The 11,764-nt window shown below is 42.8% G+C and carries 11 protein-coding genes; 5 read left to right on the top strand and 6 right to left on the bottom strand.

Going from position 1 to position 11,764, the window contains the following annotated elements; genetic code table 11:
• Positions 1–16 precede the first annotated feature (16 nt).
• From AC07NA_RS03290 to AC07NA_RS03270, 5 genes are all read left to right on the top strand, one after another.
• Positions 17–430 carry a hypothetical protein gene (locus AC07NA_RS03290; RefSeq protein WP_345209298.1) on the top strand — a complete coding sequence of 138 codons (414 nt, stop codon included), beginning with the start codon at positions 17–19 and terminating at the stop codon, positions 428–430.
• 59 nt (positions 431–489) lie between these two features.
• The gene (gene mqnE, locus AC07NA_RS03285; RefSeq protein ID WP_494895641.1) at positions 490–1,683 is read left to right on the top strand and encodes an aminofutalosine synthase MqnE; all 1,194 of its coding nucleotides are present in this window, start codon (positions 490–492) and stop codon (positions 1,681–1,683) included.
• Between the two features lie 124 nt (positions 1,684–1,807).
• Positions 1,808–2,428, top strand: coding sequence for a histidine phosphatase family protein (locus AC07NA_RS03280; RefSeq protein WP_494895639.1), 621 nt, complete (start codon positions 1,808–1,810; stop codon positions 2,426–2,428).
• Positions 2,429–2,439: 11 nt separating this feature from the next.
• Positions 2,440–3,189: a menaquinone biosynthetic enzyme MqnA/MqnD family protein gene (locus AC07NA_RS03275; protein ID WP_494895638.1), complete on the top strand. Its 750-nt coding sequence runs from the start codon at positions 2,440–2,442 to the stop codon at positions 3,187–3,189.
• Positions 3,190–3,474: 285 nt separating this feature from the next.
• The gene (locus tag AC07NA_RS03270; RefSeq protein WP_494895637.1) at positions 3,475–3,933 is read left to right on the top strand and encodes a hypothetical protein; all 459 of its coding nucleotides are present in this window, start codon (positions 3,475–3,477) and stop codon (positions 3,931–3,933) included.
• Positions 3,934–4,211: 278 nt separating this feature from the next.
• Here the strand turns inward: AC07NA_RS03270 and AC07NA_RS03265 are convergent, their stop codons facing one another.
• The 6 genes from AC07NA_RS03265 to AC07NA_RS03240 all read right to left on the bottom strand — a co-directional run bounded on the left by AC07NA_RS03265 (position 4,212) and on the right by AC07NA_RS03240 (position 11,594).
• Positions 4,212–5,462 carry a sulfate adenylyltransferase subunit 1 gene (locus AC07NA_RS03265; RefSeq protein WP_494895636.1) on the bottom strand — a complete coding sequence of 417 codons (1,251 nt, stop codon included), beginning with the start codon at positions 5,460–5,462 and terminating at the stop codon, positions 4,212–4,214.
• Positions 5,463–5,601: 139 nt separating this feature from the next.
• Positions 5,602–6,510 carry a sulfate adenylyltransferase subunit CysD gene (cysD, locus tag AC07NA_RS03260; RefSeq protein WP_494895634.1) on the bottom strand — a complete coding sequence of 303 codons (909 nt, stop codon included), beginning with the start codon at positions 6,508–6,510 and terminating at the stop codon, positions 5,602–5,604.
• A 7-nt stretch (positions 6,511–6,517) separates the two neighbouring features.
• Positions 6,518–7,222, bottom strand: coding sequence for a phosphoadenylyl-sulfate reductase (locus AC07NA_RS03255; RefSeq protein ID WP_494895632.1), 705 nt, complete (start codon positions 7,220–7,222; stop codon positions 6,518–6,520).
• A 4-nt stretch (positions 7,223–7,226) separates the two neighbouring features.
• Positions 7,227–8,738 (bottom strand): TSUP family transporter, encoded by a 1,512-nt coding sequence (locus tag AC07NA_RS03250; protein ID WP_494895630.1) that lies wholly within the window; start codon positions 8,736–8,738, stop codon positions 7,227–7,229.
• Positions 8,722–9,504 (bottom strand): uroporphyrinogen-III C-methyltransferase, encoded by a 783-nt coding sequence (cobA, locus tag AC07NA_RS03245; RefSeq protein WP_494895628.1) that lies wholly within the window; start codon positions 9,502–9,504, stop codon positions 8,722–8,724. The genes AC07NA_RS03250 and cobA overlap by 17 nt, the downstream gene beginning before the upstream one ends.
• On the bottom strand, positions 9,504–11,594 hold the full coding sequence (locus AC07NA_RS03240) for a ferredoxin-like domain-containing protein (RefSeq protein WP_494895626.1): 2,091 nt from the start codon (positions 11,592–11,594) through the stop codon (positions 9,504–9,506). Before AC07NA_RS03240 ends, cobA begins: the two co-directional genes overlap by 1 nt.
• Positions 11,595–11,764 lie beyond the last annotated feature (170 nt).

Genomic DNA, 11,764 nt, shown 5'->3' with positions numbered 1-11,764 from the left:
TCATAACCCCATTTTTATGAAAAGTTTAGTATGCTCCATATTGGTGATCTGCGCCGTATCATGCAATAAAGAAGATTTAAAAACAGCAGGCAATATTAGCACCGATAAGCTGTACGGCAAGTGGAAATGGGTGCAATCAACGGGAGGCTTTGCGGGTAGAACTATTACACCGCAGTCTGAAGGTTACCGTTCATCGGTTGAGTTTAAACGGAATAATACGGCTACTTTTTATCGTAACGATTCGCTTACAAACCAATCGGCGTTTACGCTTAGCAAGGATAAAACCATTTTTTCTGAAGATCCGGCTTATATCATTAAATATCAGAACGGTGGGTTAGACCAGGTGATCGTAAAAGCTAAAAATGATACGCTTGTTTTGGCCGATAACGTTAATGACGGCTTCGCTGTGCAGTACGTAAAGGATAAATAGTTACACGCCTGTGATATTCTGATGCAGCAATTACGTATTTTTGCTGTAAAGTTTTTTAGATGGCAGCTGACAATAATTTACAAGTACTATTACAGGACCCAAGCTTATCTGCTGATTTAAAACACATTGCTCAAAAGGTACTCAACCACCAGCGTATCACCTTTGATGAAGGTGTTTTATTATATGAAAAAGGCGAATTGGGCTATTTAGGTACCCTCGCCAACTATATTCGCGAAGAAAAGCACGGCGATAAAACATATTTTAACCGTAATTTCCATATCGAGCCAACCAATCTTTGTGTGTACGATTGCAAATTCTGCTCGTATTCGAGGTTGTTGAAACAACGCGCCGATGGTTGGGAATATACTATGGAAGAGATGCTCGACATCGTAAAAAAATACGATAACGAGCCTGTTACCGAGGTGCACATTGTAGGTGGTGTATTGCCGCAGTACGATGTTCCTTTTTATGCCGAATTATTCAGACGTATAAAAGAACATCGTCCCGATCTGCATGTAAAGGCTTTAACGCCTGTTGAATATCACTATATATTTAAGAAAGCTAAAATTGACTACGCCACTGGGATGGCCCTGATGAAGGGTGCCGGGCTGGAATCAATGCCGGGTGGTGGTGCCGAAATTTTCCACGAAGAAATTCGCGATCAGATAGCTAAAGATAAATGTACTGCCGACCAATGGCTGCAAATACACGAGGAATGGCATAAACTGGGCATGCGCTCGAATGCTACCATGTTGTATGGCCACATCGAAAAATACTGGCACCGGGTTGATCACATGGAACGCCTGCGCCAGTTACAGGATAGAACAGGTGGTTTCCAAACTTTTATTCCGCTGAAATTCCGTAATAAGGATAACCAGATGTCGGATGTGCCCGAATCAACCGTGATTGAAGACTTGCGTAACTACGCCATCGCGCGCATCTATCTGGATAATTTCGATCATATTAAAGCCTATTGGGCCATGATTAGCCGTACTACGGCGCAGCTATCGTTAAACTTTGGGGTAGATGATATTGATGGTACGCTTGACGATACTACCAAGATCTATTCAATGGCAGGTGCCGAGGAACAAACCCCGGGTATGAGTACCAAAGAAGTGGTTGAGCTGATAAAGAATGTAGGCCGATACCCTATAGAACGCGATACCTTATATAATGTAGTTACCGACTACAACGATTTTCAGTTTGCCGAAGAAGCCAAGCCGAGGTTTTATAAGTTACCGGTGGTTAATTAGGGGGAAGCTGAAAGCCAAAAGATAAAAGCAGAAAGCTAAAAGGTAAGAAGATTTTGAAGGGTGCTTGAGATATAAGGTTTAAACCTTTCAGCTTTTACCTTTCAGCTTTCTGCTTAAAAAAAGAATGATACTAAAAACACTATATATTGTCCGCCATGGACAAACTGATCTTAATAAACAGGGAATTGTACAGGGCCGGGGTATGAACACCGACCTTAACGAAGAAGGCCGCCACCAGGCCGAACAATTTTTTGACGCTTATAAAGATGTAGCCTTTGATAAGATCTACATTTCTGAACTTAAGCGTACCCAGCAAAGTATCCAAAAGTTTATCGATCTGGGTTTGCCTTATGAAAAACTTTCCGGCTTAGATGAGCTGGCATGGGGTGTACTGGAAGGTAAACCCAGCACTCCCGAAAATAAAGCCGCATTTTTAGATTTGATGCGCAACTGGATGGACGGAAACCTCGACGTGAAGTTTGAAGGCGGCGAAAGCCCCAACGATGTTAAGCTACGCCAGGAGGAAGCCATCAAAACCATCATGAGCCATCCCGAAGAAAAAACGGTATTGATATGTATGCACGGCCGCGCTATGCGTTTGCTGCTGTGTTTGCTTACCGGCCGCCCGCTGACTGAGATGGATAATTTCCCGCACCAAAACCTTGTATTATATAAGGTAGTATTTGACGGCGATAAATATGAGATCGTCGATTTTAATAATGCGAAGCACCTGAAGGCTTCCTGAACTAAGTATTTGTGAAAAAGATCAGAATTTCTGCAGTTAGTTATACTAACACCAAACCCTTTATTTACGGTATAGAACATTCCAACATCATCAACAAAATTGATCTGAGTTTGGATATGCCGTCGGACTGTGCCCAAAAGCTTATTGACGACGAGGCCGATATTGGCCTTATACCTGTAGCCGCTATTTTAAGCCTGCCTGTATGGAATATAGTATCCGATTATTGCATTGGCGCTAACGGAGCCGTTAATTCGGTATTTATATTCAGCAATTGCGAGGCTAAGGATATTAAAACCTTACAGCTTGATCCCGAATCGCGTTCATCAAATAACCTGGCCCGTGTGCTTTTGAAAAATCACTGGAAGGTAAATCCGGAACTGGTTACCAATGCCGCGGATTATACTACATCAACCGATGCTAACACGGCCTTTGTACAAATAGGGGACAGAACCTTTGGTAAAAAGGAACAGTACCCTTATGTATATGACCTTGCCGAAGAGTGGCTGAACTTTAGCGGATTACCATTTGTGTTTGCTGCTTGGGTTGCCAACAAAAACATACCGAAAGATTTTATGGACGAATTTAACCAGGCGCTGAAGCTTGGTTTGAATAACAGGGCCGAACTATTTAAACAAATGCCTAAACGTGATGATTTTGATGTGGAAGATTACCTGATGCACAAGATTGACTTCGAACTTACCGATAATAAGGAGCGGGCACTGCACCTTTTCCATAATTATATAAAACAACTTGATAAGTAATTAGATACTATTGATAGTTACTTTTTGTAATTATCAATAGATATGTTGCTAAAACGGTTATTTATATTCAGTTTGTTACATAGAAGGCTTTACTTAGTGTATAAAATACAATAAGTAAAGCCTTCTTTTTTTACGATATTGTAAAAAATAAACTATGTAAAGTGAAATATTTTTCAAAATTGAAAATTAAACCCATTGTGTTATGATATTTTTATAAAAATTCAATTTTATTTACGTTATTGATAACGTTGCCTTATCTTTGTTATGGATTTAAAATTTAAGACAATGAAAAAATTATTAATTATACCAGCAATCATCGGACTATTAGTAACAGGTGTATATGCTGCCGATAAAACAAAAGCAGCAGACAAAGAAGACGAAGTTTCTTACGCTGTATTAAACCAGTTCAATGCTGACTTTAGCGATGCTAAAAATGTAAAATGGACTGTAAACTCAAATTGCCAAAAAGCTGAGTTTGTAGTTGATGGCGTTAAAAAGACTGCTTTCTACAACTTACAAGGCGACTTTTTAGGTACTACCCAAGCTGTTGAGTACAAAAAAGTATCTGCAAGGGCACAAAAAGAAATTGCTAACAAATACAAAGGTTACGTAGTAAGTTCAGTTATTGAAATGAGCAACGACGAATCAACCGAGCATTTTGTTGATCTGAAAAATGACAAAGAAGAATTGTTAGTTAGGGTTAGCCCAACTTCAGCAGTTTATTTCTTCAAACAAGTAAGATAATAACAACCTCATAAAATTACAGCAAAAAGGCTGTCACCAATTGGTGACAGCCTTTTTTGTTTTTGAAGGTTAATGAAATGCGCGTCAATTGCGATACCTACCTATGACGTGTTAAAAAAACTGTCATTCTGAACGTTTGAAGAATCTTCTTCGCTATGCTTATTTGCGATAGATGCTTCGTTCCTCAGCATGACAGTGGAGAGTGGGTGTGAGCCATCGTCATTTTACCTTCAAAGTCCAAAAAGAATTTTAATTCTCAATGGACGTGAGTTTATTTCTTAATCAGCGTTAGCCCTTAGCATTAGCGCGCCTACGGTTAGGTTGGTACGGCTGTCTACCAATATAGCGCCACCATTGGCTTTGTTATCCTGGTAAAGATCAAACGCTAACGGATCTGCTGTTTTGATGATGATTCGGCCGATATCGTTCAGCTTAAAATCTTCGTCGTATTGTTTTTCGAGCGTATTGATATTTATTTTGTGCAACACCTCTTGTATGCGGCAGCGGGTTACTTTGCTATTGTGCTGTATAAAGTAGGTATGTGAGGTATCAAGCGCGCGGGTATCCATCCAACAAAGGTCGGCCTCAATTAATTGAGATACCTGCGGCTGTTGGTTGCTGTTCACTAACAGGTCGCCACGGCTAATGTCAATCTCGTCATTCAGGTGTATCGTTACCGACATACCTGTTGTAGCAGCTACAGGTTCGCTGTCCAATACCTCAATTTTAGATATCGTACTGCTAAAGCCCGATGGCAAAACGGTCACCTTATCATTCACATGAAATGAGCCGCTTAACACGCGGCCGGCATATCCACGGTAATCATGCAGCTCTTCTGTTTGTGGGCGTATAACCCATTGCACAGGCAGGCGGGCATGCGATGTAGTAATATCTACCTTTATCTCTACATTTTCCAGGTAATCAAGCAGGCTTTCACCTTCGTACCAATCCATATTGGTTGATTTGGTTACTATGTTATCGCCTTTAAGCGCGCTTACCGGGATGAATTTTACATTTTCAAGGTTCACTTTAGCGGCCAGTTCAAGGTAATCTTTAACAATGCCATTGTAAACCTCTTCGCTGTAATCAACCATATCCATTTTATTAATGGTTACGGCAACTTGTGGCAGGCCCAATAGCGATACCAAGTAGGAGTGACGGATAGTTTGCTCGATCACGCCTTTACGCGCGTCGATCAGGATAATTGCCAAATCGGCATTTGACGCGCCGGTAACCATGTTACGGGTATACTGTATGTGGCCGGGGGCATCGGCAATGATGAACTTACGCTTATCGGTATTAAAGTATTTGTATGCTACGTCGATAGTAATGCCTTGCTCACGTTCGGCTTTAAGGCCGTCGGTTAATATAGCCAAGTCAATGCTGCCGTCGTCATTTTTGCGGTTTGATGAATGCAGAGCCTCTAACTGGTCGGCTAAAATAGCGCCGCTATCATAAAGTAAACGACCAATAAGTGTGCTCTTGCCATCGTCAACACTACCGGCGGTTATAAATTTTAGTATATCCATAATATTTTATTTCGTATTTCGAATGTGGTTGTTATTTCGAATATCGGATGTTCGATTTCGAATTTTCCCTTTATTGTTCTTATCATCTGCACATCTGTGTATTCGCACATCTGCACATTATAAAACTGAACATTCGAATTTAGAAATAGCCTCCTTTCTTACGGTCTTCCATAGCTGCTTCTGATACTTTGTCGTCCATACGAGCGCCGCGCTCACTGATTTTTGATTCGCTTATCTCGTTGATAATGTCGTCGATATGATAAGCATGTGAAGCAACAGCGGCAGTACAGGTCATATCGCCCACAGTACGGAAACGCACGTTGCGGCGCTCAATAATGTCCTCTTCATCCATATTTAAAAATGGAGAAGCGGCCATCAGTTGTCCGTTGCGGATAATGGTTTCGCGTTCATGAGCGAAGTAAATAGAAGGGAGTTCGATATTTTCGCGGCGGATATAATTCCACACATCAAGTTCTGTCCAGTTACTGATCGGGAAAACCCTTACGTTTTCGCCTTTATGTATTTTACCGTTGTAAAGGTTCCATAATTCGGGGCGCTGGCGTTTCGGGTCCCATTGGCCAAATTCATCACGTACCGAAAAGATACGTTCTTTGGCACGGGCTTTTTCCTCATCGCGGCGTGCACCGCCAATGCAGGCATCAAACTGGTGTTTGGCAATAGTATCAAGCAGGGTCACCGTTTGCAAAGCGTTGCGACTGGCGTTTTTGCCTTTTTGTTCAACTACTTTGCCTTCATCAATAGAATCCTGTACGTGGCCAACAAGCAGCTTTTCGCCAAGGCGGGCTACCATTTTGTCGCGGTACTCAATAGTTTCAATAAAGTTGTGGCCGGTATCAATATGTACCAGCGGAAAAGGGAATTTACCCGGACGGAACGCTTTTTCGGCAAGGCGCACCAGGGTGATAGAATCTTTACCGCCCGAGAAAAGCAGGGCGGGCTTTTCAAATTGCCCGGCTACTTCCCGCAGAATGTAAATAGCTTCTGCTTCAAGTTCGTCTAAATAATTAAGGTGGTTGTTATTACTCATTCGTTTTTTATTTTACTGCATGCAGGCCGCACTCTTTCTTTGATTGATCTTCCCACCACCAGCGTCCGGCGCGAAAATCCTCGCCTTCCTGTACTGCCCTGGTGCAAGGCAAACAGCCAATGCTGGGGAAACCCCTGTCATGCAATGTATTATATGGTACGTTGTATTTCTTTATATATTCCTTTACGTCGTCAAGTGTCCAGCTGTAAATAGGGTGGTATTTCACCAGTTGGTTCTGTTCGTCCCACTCCACATTATCCATAAACTGGCGATTTGCCGATTGATCGGCCCGGATCCCGGTTACCCAGCAGTTGTTACCGGCCAGTGCACGTTTTAAAGGTTCAATTTTGCGGATTCCGCAGCATTCCTTACGGTTATCAACCGACTCGTAAAAGCTGTTTGGCCCCTTAGTATTTACCATTTCTTCTACCAGTTCGTGCTTAGGGTAATAAGCATGTATTGGTTTGCCATACATTTCCATGGTGCGGTTCCAAACATAATAAGTTTCGGGGAACAGCCTGCCGGTTTCAAGCGTAAATATTTTAATGGGCAGGTTATTGGTAAATATCATATGGGTGATCACCTGGTCTTCCCAGCCGAAGCTGGTTGAAAATACTATTTCACCCGGAAACCTTTCGGCTAAAAGCCTTAACGCTTCTACCGGGTCAAGGTTGCCCACTTGTTGTTTTATATCCTGAGCTAATTCACTCATTGTATTAAATCACTTTTGTTATAAAGGTAACAATGCTTTTCAGGCTGATCAATATTACAATGATACCAACTGAAACCATAATTACTTTTGTAGATATTTTATTTGAGATACGTGCCGCAATAGGTGATGCCAGCGCGCTGCCTATAATAAGGCCCGCAACGGCATCCCAATGCGCGTTCTTCAGCATGGTAACGAATGTTAAAGAACTCATCAATGCTATAAAAAACCTTGATAGCTTTACTGTGCCTAACGAGAACCTCGGGTTACGGCCGCCTGCTATAAGGCTTGATAATACGATAGAGCCCCAGCCACCGCCGCCAACCGCGTCAATAAATCCACCGCCTAAACCCAACAAGCCGATCTTCTTTATCTTATCCGCCGATTTTTTAGGCTTGTTGTTAAATGCCTTTGATAATATCACGCCACCCAAAATAAGGGTATATAATGATACGAATGGTTTAGAATACTGGCTATAATGTTCTAAGGATGAAAGCAGATAAGCGCCTGTAACAGCGCCGACTATACCGGGTATTAAAAGTAGCTTGAACAGTTTCCAGTTTACGTTACCCATGCGGTAATGCATCCAGCCGGCTATGCCATTGCTCATCACTTCGGACAGGTGAACTGCCATACTCGCCGAGGCAGGCGGTATCCCCATTGACAACGAAAAGGTAGTTGAAGTAACCCCGTACGACATGCCTATTGCGCCATCGATCATGGAGAATATAAAACCAGCTACCAGGAAGTAGTAAAATACCGGATCAAGCTCCCGTAAATATAATTGAAACGCAGGCTCTTTAAACCATAAGGAAAGCAACGCGATAGTGATGCACGATACCGACGTTAGCCAGATGAGCCAGCGGAGGTATAGTTTATTGGGCGCGGGTGCTTTTCTTTCGGTTAGTACTGCGGTTGCTTCATTAAGCTGCTGTACTTTAGATGCAAAATCTCCATTAAGTGAATTTCTTAACTCGTTCATTTGCTGTAAAGTAATATCTATCTCATCAGGTATTTCTTTATTCAAATATTCCTTGATTCGCTTGGCTACCGTAGGCGATTTTCCGTTGGTTGATATGGCAATTTTAAGGTCGCCTTTTTTCACTACCGATCCTAAATAGAAATCGCACAACTCGGGTTTATCGGCAATATTGATCAGCAGTTTGCGGTCACGCGCTGCCTGCCTGATGTATTTATTTAAGTCGTTATCATTAGTGGCCGCTATTACAATATCGGCGCCGTCAAGATCGTACTCGTCAAATGTTTTATTAATGATGATCACCTTGCTATATTCGGCAGCCAGTTGGTGCACCTCGGGCAATATCTCTTTGGCAATAACAGTAACCTTTGCAAGCGGACTGTTATTAAGTACGGTGGTTAGTTTTTCTAAACCAACCTTACCGGCACCAATAAGTACGGTATGCAAATTATTCAGCTTGATAAAAACAGGGAACAACTGATTGCCCTCTGCCTCATTCAATTGAACGGGGTTAATATTATCTTTAGGCAAGAGTGTCATATAATGCTTTGAAAGGTTGAAATTGAGGATGCAGGGATACTACTTCTCCAAAAACAATAAGCGCCGGTGAGGTAATGTTGTTTTCTTTAGCCAGATCAACAATGGTATCAACTACGCCTACAACTATTTTTTCGTTAACGGTTGTTCCGCTTTGTATTACTGCCGCAGGCAGGTTGTTTTTACCTTCAGCCTTAAATATTTCGGTAATCTCGGCCAGTTTATGAATGCCCATCAGCACTACCACAGTAGCCTTGCTTTTGGCGGCATCAATCAGGTCGGCAGATATTTTACCATTGGCGGTAGTACCTGTTACTACCCAAAAGCTTTCGCTTTTACCGCGATGAGTAACCGGGATACCCTGCAATTCAGGTACGCCAATTGAGCTTGACACACCCGGAATTACCTGCGCGGGGATATTATTTTCGGCAGCAAATTCCAGTTCTTCAAATCCACGGCCAAATACAAATGGGTCGCCGCCTTTAAGGCGAACTACGTGGCCGTAGTTAATAGCGTAATCAACCATCAGCTGATTAACCGCGCTTTGCGAATAAGTATGATCGCCTGAGCGTTTGCCTACGTATACCTTTACAGCATCGGCAGGGGCAAAGGCCAGTAATTCTTCGTTGACTAAGGCATCATACAAAACAACATCAGCTGCTTGTAACGCTTTAACGCCTTTAAGGGTGATCAGATCGGTATCGCCGGGGCCTGCGCCAACTAAGGTGATCCTGCTGATCTTATTTTGGTGGTTAGTAGTATTGCTCATTATTTTACCAATGCCTCTCTTTTCTCTTTGCTGGTATTTAAAAATTCGGTAGCCATAGCCAGGTACTCAGTGGCAAACTCTTCAGTAGGTTCGTTTTTGTTGATCTGTAATACAAGATCGGTAAAAGAACCGTTCAATTCAAATTCTCCGGTTGATACGTATTGCGCGTCAAACTCCTTAATAACGCCTGCCTGTGTGCTGCTGTTAACGCCTTTATCAAGCAATAGCGCTTTAGCTGAACTTACAAATACGCTGTATCCGTGATAAATAGCATCAGCCCAGGCGCCACGTTTGTAAGCGTCGTTAGCCCAGCCCAGCTTTTCTTCAGATTCGTATAGCAAGGTAGCAACCAGGTCAATCACCACACCGGCACACTCGCCCACGCCAATGGCGGTAACAAAGGTTTCTTCGTGGCCCCAGTCAACAAATTCCTCATCGGTAAGGGTAGTCAGATCGGCCAGTGGTTTAAGCAGGCGATAGAAATAGTCTTTACCCTGTCTGTCATAATAGTTATGGAAAACCTCATCGGCAATGGAGTTGGTTTTGTAATCATCCAATACCGATCTTAAAACATGCGTAGCCCTTTTTGCAGGTACTTTTACCACACGTTCGGCAGCGCGGCCTACACCGTTACCTACCGTGCCGCCACCCAGCATTACCTGTACTGATGGTAACACCCGTGTACCGGCTTTAAGCGAACTGCCGTGCAAACCAATATGCGCCAAACCATGCTGACCGCAAGAGTTCATACAACCGCTTATTTTTATTTTGATATCACGATTGTAGATCAGGTCTTCATACTCGGTGTAAATTACATTTTCGAGTACTTTAGCCATGGTCATACTGTTTGAGATACCTAAGTTACAGGTATCAGTACCGGGGCAGGTGGTAACATCAGCCACACTATCAAAGCCCGGTGCAGAAAGATCAATAGAAGTTAAGCCTTCATAAAGCGCAGGTAATGCCTCTTTACGTACATATTTTAATAGTAAACCCTGGTTTTGAGTGATGCGGATCTCATCGGCAACCAACGGCCTCAACACATCAACTAATTTGCGGGCAATCTCTGTAGAAATATCACCGATTGGCACCTTAACGTATACACCATAAAAGCCTTTTTGCTTTTGCTCGAAAACGTTTGTAGCCAGCCATTGCTCGTAACGCAGCGGGTTGCTGATGCTAACTTCCGGATAATCGGTAGTTGCCGGCAAAGCCGGGTCAGCAAGCGCGTTGCGGTTAACGGTATACGATTTTACCTTTAAAGCAGTGCGTTCTTCTTTAGCCAAACGCAGCACTTCATCCAAACCTATTTTTTGTACAAGATATTTTAAACGGGCCTTGTTGCGGTTATTACGCTCACCATGGCGGTCGAATACACGGATGATCGACTCTATATAAGGGATCATCTGATCTTCGGGCAAAAACTCTTCTACAATGTTAGCCAGCAGGGGTTGTGCACCTAAGCCACCGCCTAACATTACTTTAAAGCCTCTTTCGCCGGCAGCGTTTATTTTAGGGATGAAACCTAAATCGTGGATGTAAGAGTAAGCTGTATCATCATCATTGGCCGAGAACGACATTTTGAATTTACGCCCCATTTCCTGGCAGATTGGGTTACGCAAAAAATACTCGAAAGTAGCGTGCGCGTAAGGCGAAACGTCAAACGGTTCGTTAGGATCGATGCCTGAAGTAGGTGAGGAGGTTACGTTACGTACGGTATTACCGCAGGCTTCGCGCAGGGTAATATCGTCGCGCTCTAAACGTGCCCAAAGCTCGGGTGTACGATCGAGGCTAACGTAATGGATCTGGATGTCCTGACGTGTGGTAAGGTGCAGGTTGCTGCTACCATACTCGTCGGATATATCGGCGATGGTTAATATCTGCTTAAAAGTTATTTTACCAAAAGGCAGTTTAATGCGCACCATTTGCACGCCGGGCTGCCGCTGGCCGTAAACACCTCTCGCAAGACGTAAACTTCTGAACTTTTCATCATGTATCTTACCCTCCCTGAACAACCTTATCTTCCGCTCAAGATCGATAATATCATTTTCAACAATGGGGTTCTCCAGTTCTGTTCTGAAGCTTTGCATAATAATGGTGGTTTTATTTATTATAAAAAAGCCCCTTCCGCGTAAGGCTGAAGGGGCATATATTATTATCTTATATACTTACAGCCATAAATTGCCATGTGCAGTACAGCACCACAGCATTATATTGCAATATTTTGTTTCATTTAAGGCCATCTAATGTTACAAATATA

Source organism: Mucilaginibacter sp. GW821-FHT07G05, assembly GCF_059418565.1.
This window is presented reverse-complemented; position numbering and strand designations above follow the sequence as displayed.

What these genes read in the sequence shown, in the direction of transcription:
- AC07NA_RS03290 (WP_345209298.1), top strand. Translation starts at nt 17, where the DNA reads ATGAAAAGTTTAGTATGCTCCATATTGGTGATCTGCGCCGTATCATGC.
- mqnE (WP_494895641.1), top strand. Translation starts at nt 490, where the DNA reads ATGGCAGCTGACAATAATTTACAAGTACTATTACAGGACCCAAGCTTA.
- AC07NA_RS03280 (WP_494895639.1), top strand. Translation starts at nt 1,808, where the DNA reads ATGATACTAAAAACACTATATATTGTCCGCCATGGACAAACTGATCTT.
- AC07NA_RS03270 (WP_494895637.1), top strand. Translation starts at nt 3,475, where the DNA reads ATGAAAAAATTATTAATTATACCAGCAATCATCGGACTATTAGTAACA.
- AC07NA_RS03265 (WP_494895636.1), bottom strand. Translation starts at nt 5,462, where the DNA reads ATGGATATACTAAAATTTATAACCGCCGGTAGTGTTGACGATGGCAAG.
- cysD (WP_494895634.1), bottom strand. Translation starts at nt 6,510, where the DNA reads ATGAGTAATAACAACCACCTTAATTATTTAGACGAACTTGAAGCAGAA.
- AC07NA_RS03255 (WP_494895632.1), bottom strand. Translation starts at nt 7,222, where the DNA reads ATGAGTGAATTAGCTCAGGATATAAAACAACAAGTGGGCAACCTTGAC.
- AC07NA_RS03250 (WP_494895630.1), bottom strand. Translation starts at nt 8,738, where the DNA reads ATGACACTCTTGCCTAAAGATAATATTAACCCCGTTCAATTGAATGAG.
- cobA (WP_494895628.1), bottom strand. Translation starts at nt 9,504, where the DNA reads ATGAGCAATACTACTAACCACCAAAATAAGATCAGCAGGATCACCTTA.
- AC07NA_RS03240 (WP_494895626.1), bottom strand. Translation starts at nt 11,594, where the DNA reads ATGCAAAGCTTCAGAACAGAACTGGAGAACCCCATTGTTGAAAATGAT.